The following is a 19,314-nucleotide window of genomic DNA, read 5'->3' as shown; positions in this document are numbered from 1 at the left end:
GTTGCAGCGAAAGTGGCGAGGGTGGCCAGTTGGCTTCATGCCACCAAAAACAAAAGATCGTCCGAACGCGGCCCAAACCTGCGGCAGCTCCTACAGGGATCGCATTCTTCTGTAGGAGCTGCCGCAGGCTGCGATCTTTTGATCTTCAGGCCTGGGCGTCAGCTTCCGCGATCTGCGTCCACAACGCAGGCCCCCCGGCGGATTTGGCGATGATCTCCAGCCGCACCAGGTGCGCCGCCAGTTCCTCTTCCGTCGCCCGAATGATCCGCGCAGGCTGACGATCGGCCGGCAGACGGCGGATTTCGGTGGCGGAGTTGTCCGCGCCGTCTCCCGTGCCATTACCGTCGGAGGCATTGCCGGCCAGTGACAGGCTGGTCTGGCCACCGGTCATGGTCAGGTAGACGTCGGCGAGAATTTCCGAGTCGAGCAAGGCGCCGTGCAGTTCACGGCCGGAGTTGTCGACGCCATAACGTTTGCACAAGGCGTCGAGGCTGTTGCGCTGCCCCGGGTGACGTTCCCGGGCCATCATCAGGGTGTCGAGGATGCTGCAGTGCTGCGTGATGTCAGCGCGATCGTGCTGCCCCATCAGGGCGAATTCGTTGTTGATGAAGCCAACGTCGAACGCCGCGTTATGGATGATCAGCTGCGCGCCGTTGATGAACTCGAAAAACTCGTCGGCCACCTCGGCGAAACGTGGCTTGCCGACGAGGAATTCGTTGGTGATGCCGTGAACGCCGATCGCGCCCTCGTCACTCTCGCGATCCGGTTGCAGGTAGACGTGAAAGTGCCGGCCCGTCAGGCGCCGACCGATCAGTTCGACACAGCCGATTTCAATGATCCGGTGACCATCGGTCACCGGCATGCCGGTGGTTTCGGTATCGAGTACAACGGATCTGGTGGCCATCAGTGTTCAATTCTCAACGGGGTCAATCGTGCAAAAGCGGCGATGTTAACACGCTCACTTCCAACCCTGTAGGAGCGGCCGCAGGCTGCGATCTTTTGAGCTTGCTTTTAAAAGGCAAAGTCAAAAGATCGCAGCCTTCGGCAGCTCCTACAGCGGGAGCATTCCAATTGTAGGAGTGAGCCTGCTCGCGATTGGGCGCACCACGGTGTACCGGCAAAATCAGCTCTGTTTGTAGCCGCGCACTTCATCCACGCCACGGTTAGCCAACTGGTCAGCCCGCTCGTTGCCGTGATGGCCAATGTGCCCGCGCACCCACTTCCAGGTGACCTTGTGCCGGTTGACCTGCTCGTCCAGCTCTTTCCACAGGTCCGCGTTTTTCACCGGCTCTTTCGCTGCGGTTTTCCAGCCGCGCTTTTTCCAGTTGGCCATCCACTCGTTGATGCCCTTCATCACGTATTGCGAGTCGGTGACCAGCAGTACTTCGCACGGGCGCTTCAAGGCTTCGAGGCCGCGGATCGCACCGAGCAGTTCCATGCGGTTGTTGGTGGTGTTGGCTTCGCCGCCCCACAGCTCCTTTTCGACGCCCTTGCACACCAGCAAGGCGCCCCAGCCGCCCGGGCCGGGGTTGCCCTTGCAGGCGCCGTCGGTGAACAGTTCTACGCTATCGACGCTTTCGCTCATGCCACTCTATCCAGAAAAATGCCTGGCCCCGTCAATCGCGGATCGACGATGGCCGCGGCCGGAGCAGGTCCGGCCACTATAAAAAGAAGGTTTACGGTTCGATTCGACGACGGTTGACCTTGGCCATCGGCAGCGGAATCAGCTTGCCCATCGGCTCGCGGCGCTGCTGGCGCACCGGACGCAGGCCGACCACGATCTTGCGCGCGACCAATAAATAGAAGCCACCACCCGACAATTGCCAGTCACCGGCCTTGCGTTCCCAGCCGGCCAGTCGGGCCTGCCACTTGGGCGACGCGAGCGGCGGACGATAGCACCCGAAGCGGCGTTTCTCCAGCGCAAAGCCCAGCAGGTTGAGCCAGTCGGCCACCCGCGACGGCGAGATGCAGCGCGCCTGGCGCAAGGCGTCATGGGCAAAGACGTGACGCAGGCCCCAGGTGCTCCAGGGGTTGATACCGATGATCAGCAGATGCCCGCCGGGGCGCACGCTGCTCGCCGCTTCACGCAGCAAACCGTGGGGCGACAGGCAGAAATCCAGACCATGCTGCAACACCACCACGTCGGCGGCGTGCTCGCTCAGCGGCCAGGCCTGCTCCTCGCAGACGATCTCGACCCCCGGCAACGGCGCACCGAGGCGTACATTGCGCTGCACCTGCGGCGCCGACGGCGGGGGCTGGGCCGATGGCCCGTAATGCACCAGATAGCCACCGAAGAAGCGGCCCAACTCGTCTTCGAGCACGCGCCGTTCTTCATCCAGCAGAAATTGCCCGAGCGGGCCGGCCAGCCATTCACGGGCCGCGCCGATCAACGCCAGCCAGTCGGGATCGGCCTGAGCGAATGCTTTATCGGTCATGTCATTCTCCAACGCCGCTAGAAGCTCTAAGATGCGCCAATGTTTTCCGCTTGGCGAATTCCTCCGATGATACAGATCAGTGCCCTGCCCGCGTTCACCGACAACTACATCTGGTTGTTACAGGATCACCGCAGCCATCGCTGCGCCGTGGTCGACCCGGGCGATGCGGCGCCCGTGCAAGCGTGGCTCGACGCCCATCCGGACTGGGTGCTGAGTGACATTCTGATCACCCATCACCACCACGATCACGTCGGCGGCGTCGAACGCCTCAAAGCCGCGACCGGCGCCAAGGTCTACGGCCCGGCCAACGAGAACATTCCGGGGCGCGACGTGGCGCTCAAAGACAACGACACGGTCAGCGTCCTCGGTTGGGATTTCGCTGTCTATGCGGTGCCCGGTCACACCTTGGGCCACATCGCCTATTACCACCACGGCCTGCTGTTTTGTGGTGACACGCTGTTCGCCGCCGGGTGCGGACGTCTGTTCGAAGGCACCCCGGAGCAGATGCACCACTCGCTCAGCCGACTCGCCGCCCTGCCCGAGGATACGCTGGTGTATTGCACCCATGAATACACCCTGAGCAACCTGAAGTTTGCCGCCGCCGTCGAGCCGTCCAACCTGGACATCGCCGCCCGTCTGAAAGAGGTCAGCGAAAAACGCGAGAAAGGCGTGATGACCCTGCCCTCGACCCTGGCCCTGGAAAAGCTCACAAATCCGTTTTTACGCACCTCTGAAACATTAGTTACACAAAAAGTGGACGAACGGGCAGGCGCTCAAAACCGGGCGCCGAGTGAGGTTTTTGCGGCTCTGCGGGCCTGGAAAGATACGTTCTAAGTGACTCACCCCTTGGTACAAAAATTCTGAATGGTTGACCGCAAGGGGTGCGCTTTCTAGAATCCCCCGACATTTTTGCCCGGAACTTACTTCCAGCCAATGTCGTCATCCATACGTAAGTCCGTCAATTCAGACACGTTGACCCGCCTGGCCCAAGCCATCGCGGTGGCTGTGTCCGCCACGTTGGCGGGCTGCTCCAGCCATGCTCCGCAGTCTGAAGCGAGCCATACGCCGAACATTGCTGCGCGAGCCAAGCAGAAGCCGATCTGGCTGAGCGAAAAGCCGAGCCCGCAGGTGCCTCAGGACATCTGGGAGCGCATGCGCGGTGGTTTCCAGTTGCAGGACGGTCTGGGCGTGAACCCGCGCATCGAACAACAGCGCCTGTGGTTTGCCAGCAACCCGTCCTTTCTCGAGAACGCCGGCGAACGCGGCAGTCTCTACATTCATTACATCGTCGAGCGTCTTGAAGAGCGCAACATGCCGCTGGAGCTGGCCCTGCTGCCAGTGATCGAGAGCGCCTACAACCCGATGGCCTATTCCCGGTCCGACGCGTCGGGCCTGTGGCAGTTCATCCCGTCCACCGGCCGCTACTACAACCTGCGCCAGACCCGCTTTTATGATGGCCGTCGCGACATCACCGCTTCGACCACCGCCGCGATGGATTACCTGACCCGTCTGCACGACATGTTCAACGGGGACTGGCTGCTGGCCCTGGCGGCCTACAACGCCGGTGAAGGCACCGTCAGCCGCGCCATCGAGCGCAACGAAAAGCTCGGCCTGCCGACCGACTACTGGAACCTGTCGTCGTTGCCGGCGGAAACCCAGGCGTACGTGCCAAAACTGCTGGCGTTGTCACAAGTGGTGCTGGCCCCGGAAGCCTACGGGGTTAACCTCAACCCGATCGCCAACGAACCGTATTTCCAGGTCGTCGAAATCAACCAGCGCATGGACCTGTCCAAGGTCGCGGCGGTGGCCAACATCGACGAAGACGAGTTGTTCCAGCTCAACCCGGCGTTCAAGCAGCGCACCACCGTCGACGGCCCGCAGCATCTGCTGGTGCCGACGTCCAAGGCACAACTGCTGACCGCCAGCCTGCAGACCATGCGGCCTGAAGAGCTGATCAGCCCGCGTTCGCTGAAGCCAGTGTTCGACGGCGCCGACCCGACCGAAGTGGCGCAGCTCAAGCGCGCCTACCGGGTCAAACGCGGTGACAACCTCGGCTCCATCGCCAAGGCCAACAAGGTCGAAGTGAAGGATCTGCAGCGCTGGAACAAGCTGACCGGCAAAAACCTCAAGGTCGGCCAGACCCTGGTCATGCAGGACACCACCAAGCGCAGCCCGGCACGCAAGTCCGGCCGGGTCAACACGGTGATCGCCGCCAACAGCAAGAGCAAAGGCAAGGCCGACAGCCAGCAGCAGACCCAGTACAAGGTCAAGCGTGGCGACACTCTGTACGTGGTGGCCAAGCGTTTCAACGTCGAGATGCAGCATCTCAAGCGCTGGAATCCGGGTGCCGGCAAGGCCCTCAAGCCTGGGCAGATGCTCACGGTTTATTCGCCGCACTGATTTGAAATCAAAAGATCGCAGCCTCCGGCAGCGCCTACATTGATCCCTGTAGGAGCTGCCGGAGGCTGCGATCTTTTTTGCGCATTAACAGCGCATTAACCCGCTATCTTTTTCCTGTCCAGACAAGCTGTTACTGTACGGCCCACAAAGCCCAAGCCGCCTGGATCGGATCTGACTTGAAGCGTCCCCTCCTCCTGCTCCTGATCAGCCTGGCCTTGAGCTCACCCGCAAGCGCGACGATTACCGAAAGTCACGGTTATGCGCAGTTCGGCACGCTCAAGTACCCGGCCAGATTTACCCACTTCGACTGGGTCAACCCGCAAGCGCCCAAGGGCGGTACGTTGCGGGTGATGGCGTTCGGCACCTTCGATACGGTCAATCCGTACACGTTCAAGGGCACCAGCCCGGTCACTACAGCGAATTTCCTGCAGTACGGCATCAACGAGCTGAACGAGCCGCTGATGGTCGGCACCGGTCAGTATTCGCCGTCCGGTGATGAACCGGCATCGAGCTATGGCCTGATCGCACAATCGGTGGAGTACAGCGAAGATCGCAGCTGGGTGGTGTTCAATCTGCACCCGGAGGCGCGGTTTCACGATGGCACGCCGATCACTGCCTACGACGTGGCGTTCTCCTATCGGTTGCTGCTCAAGGAAGGCCATCCGCTGTACCGCACCGCCCTGCAGGAAGTCTCGCGGGTCGACATCCTCAACCCGCAGCGCATTCGCTTCGTGATGAAGCGCTCGGGCAATCCGCTGCTGATCCTGCGTCTGGGCGAGTTGCCGGTGCTGCCGCAGCATTACTGGAAAGGTCGCGACTTCAAGGCCACCACCTTCGAACCCCCGCTGGGCAGCGGGCCGTACCGCATCACCTCGGTGACGCCGGGGCGGCAACTGATCTTCGAGCGGGTCAAGGATTACTGGGGCAAGGACCTGCCGGTCAATCGCGGCAAGTACAACTTCGATCGCATGGAAGTCGAGTTCTACCGCGACAGCGACGTCGCCTTCGAAGCGTTCAAAGCGGGTGAATTCGACATTTACATCGAACATCAGGCGAAGAACTGGGCCAACGGCTACAACTTCCCGGCCGTACGCCGTGGCGAGGTGATCAAGGCGCAGATCCCGCACCAGATCCCGACACAGAGCCAGGGCCTGTTCATGAACACCCGGCGCGCGACCTTCAGCGACGTCAAGGTCCGCGAAGCGCTGGGCCTGATGTTCGACTTCGAATGGACCAATCGCGCGCTGTTCAGCGATGCCTACAAACGCACGACCAGTTACTACCCCAACAGTGAATTCACCACCTCCGGCCTGCCGGTCGGGCATGAATGGCTGATGCTCAAGCCGTACAAGGAGCAACTGCCGGCCAAGCTGTTCACCGAGCCGTTCACCCTGCCGAAAACCGACGGGCGCGGCATTCCCCGGGAAACCATGCGCAAGGCATTGGCATTGCTCGCCGAAGCAGGCTGGAAGCTCAACGGTCAGCGCCTGCAAAACGCTGACGGCCAACCGCTGCGGTTTGAGCTGCTATTGGTCAATCCGAACCTGGAGCGCCTTTACCAGCCGTACATCGAGAACCTCAACAGCATCGGCATCGACGCGCGCCTGCGCACCGTGGATCGGGCGCAGTACAAACAGCGCCTTGATCAATTTGATTTTGACATGATCTCGATGACGCTCAACCAGACCCTCAGCCCAGGGCTTGAGCAGTGGCAGTACTTCCACTCCAGCCAGGTGAACGTCAAGGGCAGCAAGAACTACGCCGGCATCGCCAACCCGGTGGTCGATCACCTGCTCGAACAATTGCTCGCCGCGCAAACCCGCGATGAACAAGTCGCCGCCGGCAAGGCGCTCGACCGCGTGCTGCTGTGGCAGCACTACAGCATTCCCAACTGGTACCTCAATTATCACCGACTGGCCTACCGCAACCGGCTGGCCTTCGTCACCACGCCGCCCTACACCCTGGGCCTGAGCGCGTGGTGGCTGAAATCTTCGGAGAAAGATCAATGACACCGATCCGCGCCCTGCTCGTGCAGGCCAGCGGTCTGCTGTTCGCCGGGCTGGCCTGCGCCGCCCCGCAACACGCCGTGACCCTGTACAACGAACCGCCGAAATACCCGGCCGATTTCAAGCAGTTCGACTATGTGAACCCCGACGCGCCCAAGGGCGGAATCTTCCGCCAGGCCGGGTTCGGCGGTTTCGACAGCCTCAACCCGTTCATCAGCAAAGGCGTGCCGGCCGATGACGTCGGGCAGATCTACGACACCCTGACCAAGCACAGCCTCGACGAGCCGTTCACCGAATACGGCCTGATCGCCAGCAAGATCGAAAAGGCTCCGGACAACAGTTGGGTGCGTTTCTACCTGCGCCCGGAAGCGCGCTTTCATGACGGCCACCCGGTGCGCGCAGAAGACGTGGTGTTCAGCTTCCAGACCCTGACCAAGGACGGCTCGCCGCTGTTTCGCGGTTACTACAGCGACGTCGACGAAGTCATCGCCGAAGACCCGCTCAAGGTGCTGTTCAAATTCAAGCACACCAACAATCGCGAGTTGCCGCTGATCCTCGGCCAGTTGCCGGTGTTGCCGAAACACTGGTGGGCCAATCGCGATTTCACCAAGGGCAACCTGGAAATTCCGTTGGGCAGCGGCCCGTACAAGGTCGCCGAAGTGAAGGCCGGGCGCTCGGTGCGCTATGAGCGGGTCAAGGACTACTGGGGCAAGGACCTGCCGGTCAATCGCGGCTTCTACAACTTCGACGTGATGACCACCGATTACTACCGCGACAACACCGTCGCCCTTGAAGCGCTGAAGGCCGGCCAGTTCGATTACTGGCTGGAAATGACCGCGAAAAACTGGGCCAACGCCTACAACATTCCGGCGGTCACCGAAGGCCGGCTGATCAAGGAACAGATCACCAACGGCAACCCGACCGGCATGCAGGGTTTCGTCTACAACCTGCGCCGCCCGGTGTTCCAGGACGTGCGGGTGCGTCAGGCGCTGAGCCTGCTGCTCGACTTCGAATGGACCAACAAGCAACTGTTCAACGGCGCCTACATCCGCACCCGCAGTTACTTCGAAAACTCGGAAATGGCCGCCACCGGCCTGCCGGACGCCGAGCAACGGGCGATCCTCGAGCCGTTTCGCAGCCAGCTCCCGGCGCAGGTGTTCAGCGAAGCTTTCGAGAACCCGAAGACCGACGCCAGCGGCATGATCCGCGCCCAGCAACGCGAGGCCTATCAGTTGCTGCAAGAGGCCGGCTGGAAGATCGTCGACGACAAAATGGTCGACGCCAACGGCAAACCGGTGGTCATCGAGTTCCTGCTGGCGCAGACCGAATTCGAACGCGTGCTGTTGCCGTTCAAGCGTAACCTCGCCGACCTCGGCATCGACCTGGTGATCCGCCGCGTCGACGTTTCGCAGTACATCAACCGCGTGCGTTCGCGGGACTTCGACATGATCGTCGGCAGCTTCCCGCAATCCAACTCGCCGGGTAACGAGCAACGCGAATTCTGGATGAGCGCCGCCGCCGACAAACCGAGCAGCCGCAACACCATGGGCCTGAAGGATCCGATCGTCGATCACTTGGTGGAAAGCCTGATCAACGCCGATTCGCGCAACAGCCTGGTGGCCCACGCCCGGGCGCTGGATCGGGTGCTGCAATGGGGTTACTACGTGATCCCCAACTGGCACATCAAGACCTGGCGCGTGGCCTACTGGAACCACATCGGCCACCCGAAAGTCTCCCCCAAATACGACATCGGGATTAACACCTGGTGGGTCAAGCCCGACGCGAAACCCGCCATAGAAGTCGAAACCAAACTGCAAGCCGACCCTGTGGGCACGGAGTAATCAGATGCTGGCGTATATTTTTCGGCGACTGCTGCTGATCATCCCGACCCTGTTCGGCATCCTGCTGATCAATTTCGTGATCATCCAGGCCGCGCCCGGCGGCCCGGTGGAACAGATGATCGCCAAGCTCGAAGGCTTCGAGGGCGCCACCAGCCGCATCGCAGGTGGCGGTGCCGAGGTCTCGGTGGCAGGTTCGTCGTATCGCGGCGCGCAAGGCCTGGACCCGGCGCTGATCAAGGAAATCGAGCACATGTACGGGTTCGACAAATCGGCCCCGGAACGCCTGTGGATCATGGTCAAGAACTACGCGCAGCTGGATTTCGGCGACAGCTTCTTCCGCGATGCCAAGGTCATCGATCTGATCAAGGAAAAGATGCCGGTGTCGATTTCGCTGGGGCTGTGGAGCACGCTGATCATGTACCTGGTGTCGATCCCGCTGGGGATCGCCAAGGCGACGCGACACGGCAGCCATTTCGACGTCTGGACCAGTTCGGCGATCATCATCGGCTACGCGATTCCGGCATTCCTGTTTGCGATCCTGCTGATCGTGGTGTTTGCCGGTGGCAGTTATCTGGACTGGTTCCCGTTGCGCGGCCTGACCTCGAACAACTTCGATCAGCTGAGCCTGGGCGGCAAGATTCTCGATTACTTCTGGCACCTGGCGCTGCCGGTGACGGCGCTGGTGATCGGCAACTTCGCGACCATGACCCTGCTGACCAAAAACAGCTTCCTCGACGAGATCAACAAGCAATACGTGGTCACCGCCAAGGCCAAGGGCCTGACGCGCAATCGCGTGCTCTACGGCCACGTGTTCCGCAACGCCATGCTGCTGGTGATTGCCGGTTTCCCGTCGGCGTTTATCGGCATTTTCTTCACCGGCTCGTTGCTGGTGGAAGTGATCTTCTCCCTCGACGGCCTCGGCCTGATGAGTTTCGAAGCGGCGATCAACCGCGATTACCCGGTGGTTTTCGGCACCCTGTTCATCTTCACCCTGCTGGGGCTGGTAGTGAAACTGATCGGCGACCTCACCTACACCCTGGTCGATCCGCGCATCGACTTCGCCAGCCGGGAGCATTGAGATGAACCTGTCCCCTCTCAACCGCCGCCGGTTCGAACTGTTCAAAGCCAACAAGCGTGGCTGGTGGTCGCTGTGGCTGTTCCTGATCCTGTTCGGGCTGAGCCTGGGTGCCGAGCTGATCGCCAACGATAAGCCGCTGGTGGTGCATTACGACAACCATTGGTACTTCCCGGCGATCAAGCGCTACCCGGAGACCACCTTCGGCGGCGAATTCCCGCTGGAAGCCAACTACAAGAGCCCGTACATCCGCGAACTGCTCAAGGCCAAGGATGCGTGGGTGTTGTGGGCGCCGATCCCCTACAACTACCAGAGCATCAACTACGACCTGAAAGTCCCGGCCCCGGCCCCGCCCTCGGCGGACAACCTGCTGGGCACCGACGATCAGGGTCGCGATGTGCTGGCGCGGGTGATCTACGGCTTCCGCATTTCCGTACTGTTCGCGCTGACGCTGACCGTGCTCAGCTCGATCATCGGTGTGATTGCCGGCGCCCTGCAGGGCTTCTATGGCGGCTGGGTCGATCTCGCCGGGCAGCGCTTTCTGGAGATCTGGTCGGGGTTGCCGGTGCTGTACCTGCTGATCATTCTCGCCAGTTTCGTCCAGCCGAATTTCTGGTGGTTGCTGGGGATCATGCTGCTGTTCTCGTGGATGAGCCTGGTGGACGTGGTGCGCGCCGAATTCCTGCGCGGGCGTAACCTCGAATACGTGCGCGCGGCACGGGCGCTGGGCATGCAGAACGGCGCGATCATGTTCCGCCACATCCTGCCCAACGCCATGGTCTCGACCATGACCTTCATGCCGTTCATTCTTACCGGCGCCATCGGCACCCTCACCGCGCTGGATTTCCTCGGCTTCGGCTTGCCGGCCGGCAGTCCGTCACTGGGTGAACTGGTGGCCCAGGGCAAATCCAACCTGCAAGCGCCGTGGCTGGGCATGAGCGCGTTTGCCGTGCTGGCATTGATGTTGAGCCTGCTGGTGTTTATCGGCGAGTCCGCTCGCGATGCCTTCGACCCGAGGAAGTGAAATGAATCAGGACAATCTGATCGAAGTGCGCGACCTGGCCGTCGAATTCGGCCTCAACGAGCGGCGGCTCCGGGTGGTCGAGGGCGTGAGCTTCGACATCAAACGCGGCGAAACCCTGGCGCTGGTCGGCGAGTCCGGCTCGGGCAAGTCGGTGACCGCGCACTCGATCCTGCGTCTGCTGCCCTACCCGCTGGCCCGGCATCCGGCCGGCAGCATCAACTATGCCGGGCAGAACCTGCTGGGCCTGAGCGAAAAAACCATCCGGCACATTCGCGGCAACCGCATCGCGATGATCTTTCAGGAGCCGATGACCTCGCTCAATCCACTGCACTCGATCGAGAAGCAGATCAACGAGATCCTCGGCATCCACAAGGGCCTGAGCGGCAAAGTCGCGACCCGACGCACCCTGGAGCTGCTGGAGATGGTCGGCATCCCCGAGCCGCACAAGCGCCTCAAGGCCCTGCCCCACGAATTGTCCGGCGGCCAGCGCCAGCGCGTGATGATCGCCATGGCCCTGGCCAACGAACCTGAACTGCTGATCGCCGACGAGCCGACCACTGCACTGGACGTGACCGTTCAGCTGAAAATCCTCGATTTGCTCAAGGAACTTCAGGCTCGATTGGGCATGTCGCTGCTACTGATCAGTCACGATTTGAACCTGGTGCGAAGAATTGCGCATCGCGTATGTGTCATGCAGCGCGGTTGCATCGTCGAACAGGCATCGTGTGAAGAGCTGTTCCGTTCGCCGCAGCATCCGTACACTCGGGAGTTGCTCGGCGCGGAGCCCAGTGGAGGCCCGGCGACCAATAAAATCGGGGCGCCGCTGCTCGAAGTCGAGAACCTGAAAGTCTGGTTCCCGATCAAGAAAGGCCTGCTCAAACGCACGGTGGATTACGTCAAGGCAGTGGACGGCATCAATTTCAGCCTGCCTCAGGGTCAGACCCTGGGGATCGTGGGGGAAAGCGGTTCCGGCAAATCCACGCTGGGTCTGGCGATTTTGCGGCTGATCGGCAGCAAAGGCGCCATTCGCTTTGAAGGCAAGCAGCTAGACTGCCTGACGCAGAACGAGGTTCGCCCGTTACGTCGGGAGATGCAGGTGGTGTTTCAGGACCCGTTCGGCAGCCTGAGCCCGCGCATGTGCGTCAGCGACATCGTTGGCGAAGGCCTGCGGATTCACAGGATGGGCACCGCCGCCGAGCAGGAAGCGGCGATTATTGCGGCATTGAAGGAGGTAGGTCTGGATCCGGAAACCCGGCACCGCTACCCCCACGAATTTTCCGGTGGGCAACGGCAACGTATCGCCATTGCCCGGGCCTTGGTGCTCAAACCGGCGCTGATCCTGCTGGACGAGCCGACGTCGGCGCTCGACCGGACGGTGCAGCGGCAAGTGGTGGAGCTGTTGCGTTCACTGCAAGCCAAGTACAACCTGACGTATTTGTTCATCAGCCATGACCTGGCTGTCGTCAAAGCGCTGAGCCACCAGTTGATGGTGGTCAAGCATGGCCAAGTGGTCGAACAGGGAGCGGCGCAAGAGATCTTTGCCGCCCCCAAACATCCGTATACACAGCAGTTGCTGGAAGCCGCTTTTTTGGCACCAGCCACTGCGCAATAACCTGAAAGAGGAGCAACACATGGGTTTTCTCGCCGGTAAGCGCGTACTGATCGTCGGTGTCGCCAGCAAGCTGTCCATCGCATCCGGCATCGCTGCCGCCATGCATCGCGAGGGCGCTGAGCTTGCCTTCACTTATCAGAACGACAAACTCAAGGGTCGCGTTGAAGAGTTCGCACAGGGCTGGGGTTCGAGCCCTGAGCTGTGCTTCCCGTGCGACGTGGCCAGCGATGAAGAAATCGCCAAGGTCTTCGAAGAACTGAGCAAGAAGTGGGACGGCCTGGACTGCATCGTGCACTCCGTCGGCTTCGCCCCGGGCGACCAACTGGACGGCGACTTCACCGAAGCCACCACCCGTGAAGGTTTCCGCATCGCTCACGACATCAGCGCCTACAGCTTCGTGGCCCTGGCCAAGGCTGGCCGCGAAATGATGAAAGGCCGCAACGGCAGCCTGCTGACCCTGTCGTACCTGGGCGCCGAGCGCACCATGCCGAACTACAACGTAATGGGCATGGCCAAGGCTTCGCTGGAAGCTGGCGTGCGTTACCTGGCCGGTTCCCTGGGCCCGGACGGCACCCGCGTCAACTGCGTATCGGCTGGCCCGATCCGCACCCTGGCCGCCTCGGGCATCAAGAACTTCCGCAAGATGCTGGCCGCCAACGAAGCGCAAACCCCGTTGCGCCGCAACGTCACCATCGAAGAAGTCGGCAACGCCGGCGCCTTCCTGTGCTCCGACCTGGCGTCGGGCATCAGCGGTGAAATCATGTACGTGGACGGCGGCTTCAACACCACTGCCATGGGCAACATCGAAGAGTAATCTTCGGTTAGCCAATAAAAAACCCGTCTCTTATGGCGGGTTTTTTATTGGGTTCAACATCAAAAGATCGCAGCCTTCGGCAGCTCCTACATGATTAAGTCCGCATGCACCTCCCCTGTAGGAGCTGCCGAAGGCTGCGATCCTCTGATCTTCAGAGCAAACAATCGGCAAACAGTTTTTGAATCGGCTGACTGCGCTGGCTGTACCGCTGCAACAAGACCATCTCGCGGTAAAACGTCAGCTCACCCAATTCAATCACCCTGACCTGCAGCGGATGCTCCAGCCACAACCCGGCCTTGGGCAACAACGAAACACCCAGCCCCGACTCGACCATTTTCACGATCGCTTCCAGTTCATCCAACTCCAGCGCTACGTTGACCTCGATCCGCTGTTCGCGCAGAAACCGCGTCACCAGCCGACCGCCAAATGAATTGCGGTCATAGCGCACCTGCGGCTGTTCGGCGAGCAGGCGCAATGGATCGTCGCCCTCGACCTGCAGCGGCACGATCAGCACGAACGGCTCGCGACGAATCACCTGCGCCGACAGTTCCTTGGGCAGCTCGAACGGCGGCTTGATCATGATCGCCAGATCCACCTCACCGGCATCGACCTGACTCAGCAGGTTCAGCGACACCCCCGGCACCAGTTTCGGCTCCAGCCCCGGTGCCTGTTGACGCAAGCGCAACAGCGCCTGTGGCAGCAGCCCGGTTTGCGCGGTGGCTACCGCACCGATTTTCAGCTCGCCACGAAACTCACTGACGTCCTCGCTCACCGCCATGCGGCTGAAGATCGCGAGCATTTCCTGGGCCATCGGCAAGGCGCGCTGCCCCGCCGGATTGAGCGTTGCCTGGCGGCCGGTGCGGTCGAACAGACGAATGCCCAAGGCCTGTTCGAGATTGCGGATCTGCGCACTGACCGCCGACTGCGTCAGGCCAATGTGCAACCCCGCGGCGGCAAACGTGCCGTGGCGTGCGACGGCGAGAAAGGTCTTGAGTTCACGCAGCATGCGGCACCTCGATTGATCGAAATAATTTGAGCTCGGCGCAAAAACTATCGTCTTTCAATCACATTTCACAGCACTAAACTCAATCCACTTTCCCTGATCGAGCATTGCGCCATGCCGTTAAGCCCTTTCCATCTGGCCATCCCCGTCTATGACCTGGCCGCCGCACGCCACTTTTACCGCGAAGTCTTCGGGCTGGAGGAAGGTCGCTCCAGCGCGCACTGGGTCGACTTCAACTTCTTCGGCCACCAACTGGTGATTCATCTGGCACCGAAAAATGCCTCTCAGGAAGCCGCGCACACCAATGCCGTGGACGGGCATGACGTGCCGGTGCCGCATTTCGGTGTGGTGCTGGGGATGGCGCAATGGCAGGCACTGGCCGAACGCCTGACATCGCTGGGCACGCAGTTCGTGATCGAGCCGGGGATTCGCTTTCAGGGATTGGTGGGCGAACAGGCGACGATGTTTCTGTTTGACCCGTGCGGCAATGCGCTGGAGTTCAAGGCGTTCAAGGACATTGGGCAGTTGTTTGCCAAGTAGATTGTCCTGGCTCCATATCCTTCCCTGTAAGAGTGAGGCTGCTCGCGATAGCGGTGGTTCATAGACATCAATGCTGACTGACATGAAGCCATCGCGAGCAGGCTCACACCGTCAACTCCCGGCCACCGGGCACGGCCCACCGGCATCCGCCCAGAGCTTGAACTGGCTCACAAAGATGTCGTGCGGTACCGGCACCGGCGTGCGCCCTGCCCCGGGATTCCAGCCCCACAGCACCAGTTTGTCGTCGCTGACGTGCTTGATCAGCGCGGCGAAATCACGGTCACCGTTGCTGGAGCGGTCCTTGATCATTGCGCACAACTTGTCGGGCGGCAGGCCGATCCAGGCCATCTTGTGCGCCGCTGGCGGCAGGCTCCAGTGCGGCGCCCCCGGTGGCGCGTGCGGGCCGTAACTGGCCGGCGGGTTGCTCTCGGCGTGGCAGGTGGCGCAGGGCAAACCGGCGGCGCCCTTGCCGTCCATGCCGCGCACCACGTTCATCGCGTGCGGGGTTCCGGCGTCGAATTGCAGCGGCGAATCACCGGGAATGTGACAGTTCTGGCAACGCGGGCTCTGGAACACTTTCTGCACCGTGCCGAACGCCTTGAGCGCTTCCTGATCATCGGCGAACAGATCCGAGGCGTAGCCACCCAGCCCCAGCAAAATCACCGTGCCCAACAGCAGATGTCGTTTCATCTCACACCCCCGACAGTTGCAGTGGCAGTTCACGCAGGCGTTGCCCGGTCAGTGCATACACCGCATTGGCCACCGCCGGCGCGGTGGGCGGGACGCCGGCCTCGCCGATGCCCCCGGGTTTGTCGCTGCTGGGCACGATGTGCACTTCCACCCGCGGCATCTCGTTGAGCCGCAGCACCTGATAATCGTGATAGTTGGATTGCACGACCATGCCGTTCTTCACGGTCAGTTTGCTGTGCAGCGCCATGCCCAGGCCAAAGGTGATGCACGATTCCATCTGCGCCGCGATGCTCTGCGGGTTGACCGCAATCCCGCAGTCCACCGCACACACCACGCGGTGCACGCGGATCGCCAGATTGTCCTGCGAGACTTCCGCCACCTGCGCCACATAACTGCCGAACGATTCGTGCACCGCCACGCCCAAGGCATGCCCGTCCGGCAGCGGCGCGGTCCAGTCAGCCTTCTCCACCGCCAGATTCAGCACGCCCAGATGCCGTGGATGCTCCTTGAGCAGCGTGCGTCGGTACTCCACCGGGTCCTTGCCCGCCGCCGTGGCCATTTCATCGATCAGCGACTCCATGACGAACGCGGTGTGGCTATGCCCCACCGAACGCAGCCACAACACATTGATTCCGGTCTGCGGTGAATGCAGCGCCACCTGCTGATGAGCCAGGCCCTTGAGATACGGGCTGTCGGCCACGCCTTCGACCGAAGTCGCGTCGATGCCGTTCTTGACCATGGTCTGTTCAAGCAGGGTGCCGGCCATGATCGATTGGCCGACCAGCACATGCTGCCAGCTCAGCGGCATGCCCTGCCCGTCCAGGCCAATACGCGCCTGATGCAGGAACATCGAGCGGTAATAACCGCCACGAATATCATCCTCACGGGACCATACGGTTTTCACTGGCGCGCCGGCGGCTTTCGCCACTTGCACCGCTTCGGCCACGAAGTCCGAGGTCGGATTGGCCCGACGCCCGAAACCACCGCCGAGAAACTCGGTGTGAATCTCCACCTGCTCGGGTTTGAGCCCGGTGATCTTGCCGGCGATCATCTGGTCGAGGGTCTGGAATTGCGTGCCGGTCCAGATCTCGCACTTCTCGGTGCTGATCTTCACCGTGCAGTTGAGGGGTTCCATCGGCGCGTGGGCCAGATACGGCACGCTGTACTCGACGTCGATTTTCTTCGCTGCCTTGTCGAAGTTGGCCTTGGGGTCCCCGGTCTGAGCGGCCGACGTGCCCGGCGTTGCCGCCAGTTTGCGGAAACTGTCGAGCAGGCCCTGGCTGCTCAGGTCCGCGTGCGGCCCCATGTCCCAATCGACTTTCAACGCATCGCGACCCAGTTTCGCCGCCCAATAATGCTCGGCGATCACCGCCACTCCGGTTGGCACCTGCACCACTTTGTGCACGCCGGGCACCGCCAGCGCCTCGGCGCCTTCGAAGGATTTGACCGTGGCGCCGAACACCGGCGCCCGCGCAACCATCGCGGTCATCAAGCCCTCGAACTGCACGTCCATGCCGAACTTGGCGCGGCCGGTGATTTTTTCCGGGGTGTCGAGACGCTTGGTCGGCTTGCCGATGACTTTCCAGTCCTTGGCCTCCTTGAAGGTGATCGACTTCGGATCCGGTACCGGCAGTTGCCCGGCGGCGTCCGCCAGCTCACCGTAAGTCGCGCGTTTATCGCCGGCAATCACCACGCCCGACTCGGTGCGAATCGTCGACGCAGCGACGTTGAAGCGCTTGGCTGCCGCTTCCACCAGCATCTGCCGCGCCGTGGCCCCCGCGAGCCGATAACGGTCGAACTCCATCCAGGTCGAGGTCGAGCCGCCAGTAATCTGCATCCCGCCAAACGCCGGCATGCCGTAATTGGCTGCCGAGGCCGGCGAGTGTTCGACGCGGATTGTCGACCAGTCGGCGTCCAGCTCCTCGGCAATCAGCATGGTCAGGCCAGTCCAGATGCCCTGGCCCATTTCCGAATGCCCGAGCAACACCGTCACGCTGTTGTCCGCGGCTATCCGTAAAAACGCATTCGGCGCAAAGACCTTGCCTTCATTCTCCGCCGCCCGCGCAAACCGATGGGCACCGGGCACGACAAACGCCACCACCAGGCCGCCACCGAGCACGGCGCTGCCCTTGAGAAAACCGCGACGCGATACAGGACTGTTCATCGTCTATCTCCCAATCAGCCGATTTCGGACGCACGCTTCACAGCCGCACGGATTCGCGGATAAGTGCCGCAGCGACAGATATTGCCGGAGAGCGCCTGATCGATATCGCTGTCGGTGGGCTTGGGGATTTTCGCCAGCAGCGCAGCGGCGGACATGATCTGCCCCGACTGGCAGTAACCGCACTGCACCACATCGAGTTCGGCCCAGGCCCGCTGCACCGGGTGCGAACCGTCGGTGGACAGGCCTTCGATGGTGAGGATTTTCTGGCCGTTGGCCACGGCGGTGGCAGGCGTGATGCAGGCGCGCAGTGGCGCGCCGTCAACGTGCACCGTGCAGGCGCCGCACTGGGCCATGCCACAGCCGAATTTGGTACCGGTCAGGTGCGCCATATCACGCAGGACCCAGAGCAACGGCATGTCTGCCGGTACGTCGAGGTCCTGATCCTTGCCATTGATATTCAAGGTCAGCATCGGGGATTTTCCTCAGACTCACGGTGTTCTGAAGGGGCGTCGCTACGGCCGGCAAAGCCTGTGCGCGCCTCGGCTTATCCCTTTCAGCAAAGCCTAATTTGCGCCGCAAGCCAGACGTGGCGACCACCGGTCATGCCTCAACGCAAAAATGTCGACTTTAATCCTCTGGCTGATAACGGCGCTCACCCGAGCCATCACGACCGGCCTGCGACGAGCGCGGTCACCCTAATATTGGTCAGGAGTCGCGAACATGGGATTTGTCACCACCAACGACGGCGTCGAGATTTTCTACAAGGACTGGGGCCCGAAAAACGCGCCGGTGATCCACTTTCACCACGGCTGGCCGCTGAGCTCGGATGACTGGGATGCGCAGATGCTGTTCTTTCTCGGGCAAGGCTTTCGGGTGGTCGCCCATGATCGCCGGGGCCACGGCCGGTCGAGTCAGGTCTGGGACGGGCACGACATGGATCACTACGCCGACGATGTGCTGGCGGTGGTCAAACATCTGGGTTTGAAGAATGTCGTGCATGTCGGCCACTCCACCGGTGGCGGTGAGGTCATCCATTACATCGCCCGCCACGGTCAGGACAACGTCGCCAAAGGCGTGCTGATCAGCGCCGTGCCGCCGTTGATGGTCAAGACCGAGAGCAATCCTCAAGGTTTGCCGAAATCGGTGTTCGATGACTTGCAGGCGCAACTGGCCGCCAACCGCGCACAGTTCTATCGCGATCTACCCAGCGGTCCTTTCTATGGCTACAACCGGTCGGGGGCCAAACCTTCGGAAGGGATCATCGGCAACTGGTGGCGCCAGGGCATGATCGGCGGAGCCAAGGCGCATTACGACGGGATCGTCGCCTTCTCGCAGACCGACTTCACCGAAGACCTGAAGAACGTCACCGTACCGGTGCTGGTGATGCATGGCGAGGATGATCAGATTGTGCCGTACGCGAACTCGGGGCCTCTGTCGGCGAAACTGCTGCCAAATGGCACACTGAAGTCGTACCCGGGGTTCCCGCACGGAATGCCGACGACAGAGGCGGCGACGATCAATGCGGATTTGTTGGCTTTCATTCGCGGTTGAGATCACTGACGTCAACCACCTCCCCCTGTGGGAGCGAGCCCGCTGACGAATGCACTCTGGCAATCGATATTGAGCGACCTCACTCACCGCCTTCGCCGCACCGCTCGCTCTTACGCAGACACTCTGCCGTTCATCGGAAACACCCCTTCACCTGTCAGA

The 19,314-nt window shown here is 61.6% G+C and carries 17 protein-coding genes; 10 read left to right on the top strand and 7 right to left on the bottom strand.

Annotated elements, in window-relative coordinates; genetic code table 11:
• Positions 1 to 145: 145 nt before the first annotated feature.
• The 3 genes from dnaQ to NN484_RS23800 all read right to left on the bottom strand — a co-directional run bounded on the left by dnaQ (position 146) and on the right by NN484_RS23800 (position 2,435).
• Entirely contained in the window at positions 146 to 904 is a 759-nt protein-coding gene (gene dnaQ / locus NN484_RS23810; RefSeq protein ID WP_274658060.1) for a DNA polymerase III subunit epsilon, read from the bottom strand.
• Positions 905 to 1,123: 219 nt separating this feature from the next.
• The gene (gene rnhA, locus NN484_RS23805) at positions 1,124 to 1,585 is read right to left on the bottom strand and encodes a ribonuclease HI (protein ID WP_003224162.1); all 462 of its coding nucleotides are present in this window, start codon (positions 1,583 to 1,585) and stop codon (positions 1,124 to 1,126) included.
• Between the two features lie 91 nt (positions 1,586 to 1,676).
• On the bottom strand, positions 1,677 to 2,435 hold the full coding sequence (locus tag NN484_RS23800) for a methyltransferase domain-containing protein (RefSeq protein WP_274658059.1): 759 nt from the start codon (positions 2,433 to 2,435) through the stop codon (positions 1,677 to 1,679).
• A 66-nt stretch (positions 2,436 to 2,501) separates the two neighbouring features.
• Between NN484_RS23800 and gloB the strand changes: the two genes are divergently transcribed.
• The 8 genes from gloB to fabI all read left to right on the top strand — a co-directional run bounded on the left by gloB (position 2,502) and on the right by fabI (position 13,207).
• Positions 2,502 to 3,269: a hydroxyacylglutathione hydrolase gene (gloB, locus tag NN484_RS23795; RefSeq protein ID WP_274658058.1), complete on the top strand. Its 768-nt coding sequence runs from the start codon at positions 2,502 to 2,504 to the stop codon at positions 3,267 to 3,269.
• Positions 3,270 to 3,368: 99 nt separating this feature from the next.
• On the top strand, positions 3,369 to 4,835 hold the full coding sequence (locus tag NN484_RS23790; protein ID WP_127651855.1) for a LysM peptidoglycan-binding domain-containing protein: 1,467 nt from the start codon (positions 3,369 to 3,371) through the stop codon (positions 4,833 to 4,835).
• 176 nt (positions 4,836 to 5,011) lie between these two features.
• Positions 5,012 to 6,844 (top strand): extracellular solute-binding protein, encoded by a 1,833-nt coding sequence (locus NN484_RS23785; protein ID WP_274658057.1) that lies wholly within the window; start codon positions 5,012 to 5,014, stop codon positions 6,842 to 6,844.
• Positions 6,841 to 8,682, top strand: a complete 1,842-nt coding sequence (locus NN484_RS23780) for an extracellular solute-binding protein (RefSeq protein WP_127651853.1) — start codon at positions 6,841 to 6,843, stop codon at positions 8,680 to 8,682. Before NN484_RS23785 ends, NN484_RS23780 begins: the two co-directional genes overlap by 4 nt.
• Before the next feature lie 4 nt (positions 8,683 to 8,686).
• Entirely contained in the window at positions 8,687 to 9,760 is a 1,074-nt protein-coding gene (locus NN484_RS23775; RefSeq protein WP_274658056.1) for a microcin C ABC transporter permease YejB, read from the top strand.
• Between the two features lies 1 nt (position 9,761).
• Positions 9,762 to 10,781, top strand: coding sequence for an ABC transporter permease (locus NN484_RS23770; RefSeq protein WP_127651851.1), 1,020 nt, complete (start codon positions 9,762 to 9,764; stop codon positions 10,779 to 10,781).
• Between the two features lies 1 nt (position 10,782).
• Entirely contained in the window at positions 10,783 to 12,393 is a 1,611-nt protein-coding gene (locus tag NN484_RS23765) for an ABC transporter ATP-binding protein (protein ID WP_127651850.1), read from the top strand.
• Between the two features lie 19 nt (positions 12,394 to 12,412).
• Positions 12,413 to 13,207: an enoyl-ACP reductase FabI gene (gene fabI / locus NN484_RS23760; RefSeq protein WP_003202751.1), complete on the top strand. Its 795-nt coding sequence runs from the start codon at positions 12,413 to 12,415 to the stop codon at positions 13,205 to 13,207.
• Between the two features lie 151 nt (positions 13,208 to 13,358).
• Here fabI and NN484_RS23755 read toward each other — a convergent pair whose 3' ends face one another.
• Entirely contained in the window at positions 13,359 to 14,213 is an 855-nt protein-coding gene (locus NN484_RS23755) for a LysR family transcriptional regulator (protein WP_274658055.1), read from the bottom strand.
• Positions 14,214 to 14,324: 111 nt separating this feature from the next.
• Here NN484_RS23755 and NN484_RS23750 point away from each other — a divergent pair, with 111 nt between their 5' ends.
• A complete protein-coding gene (locus NN484_RS23750; RefSeq protein WP_127651848.1) occupies positions 14,325 to 14,750 on the top strand; it encodes a VOC family protein in 426 nt (141 codons plus the stop codon).
• A gap of 111 nt (positions 14,751 to 14,861) precedes the next feature.
• Here NN484_RS23750 and NN484_RS23745 read toward each other — a convergent pair whose 3' ends face one another.
• From NN484_RS23745 to NN484_RS23735, 3 genes are read right to left on the bottom strand one after another with little or no spacing between them, the layout of a single operon-like run.
• A complete protein-coding gene (locus NN484_RS23745; protein WP_127651847.1) occupies positions 14,862 to 15,440 on the bottom strand; it encodes a hypothetical protein in 579 nt (192 codons plus the stop codon).
• Between the two features lies 1 nt (position 15,441).
• Positions 15,442 to 17,604: a xanthine dehydrogenase family protein molybdopterin-binding subunit gene (locus NN484_RS23740; protein WP_274658054.1), complete on the bottom strand. Its 2,163-nt coding sequence runs from the start codon at positions 17,602 to 17,604 to the stop codon at positions 15,442 to 15,444.
• Between the two features lie 14 nt (positions 17,605 to 17,618).
• Positions 17,619 to 18,074, bottom strand: coding sequence for a (2Fe-2S)-binding protein (locus tag NN484_RS23735; protein ID WP_274658053.1), 456 nt, complete (start codon positions 18,072 to 18,074; stop codon positions 17,619 to 17,621).
• Between the two features lie 250 nt (positions 18,075 to 18,324).
• Between NN484_RS23735 and NN484_RS23730 the strand changes: the two genes are divergently transcribed.
• Positions 18,325 to 19,155, top strand: a complete 831-nt coding sequence (locus NN484_RS23730) for an alpha/beta fold hydrolase (RefSeq protein ID WP_274658052.1) — start codon at positions 18,325 to 18,327, stop codon at positions 19,153 to 19,155.
• The last annotated feature ends 159 nt before the right edge of the window (positions 19,156 to 19,314 follow it).

This window comes from Pseudomonas serboccidentalis, from assembly GCF_028830055.1.
Taxonomy (GTDB): Bacteria; Pseudomonadota; Gammaproteobacteria; order Pseudomonadales; family Pseudomonadaceae; genus Aquipseudomonas; species Aquipseudomonas serboccidentalis.
The sequence above is the reverse complement of the archived record's forward strand: the minus strand, read 5'-3'. Positions and strand labels throughout refer to the sequence as shown.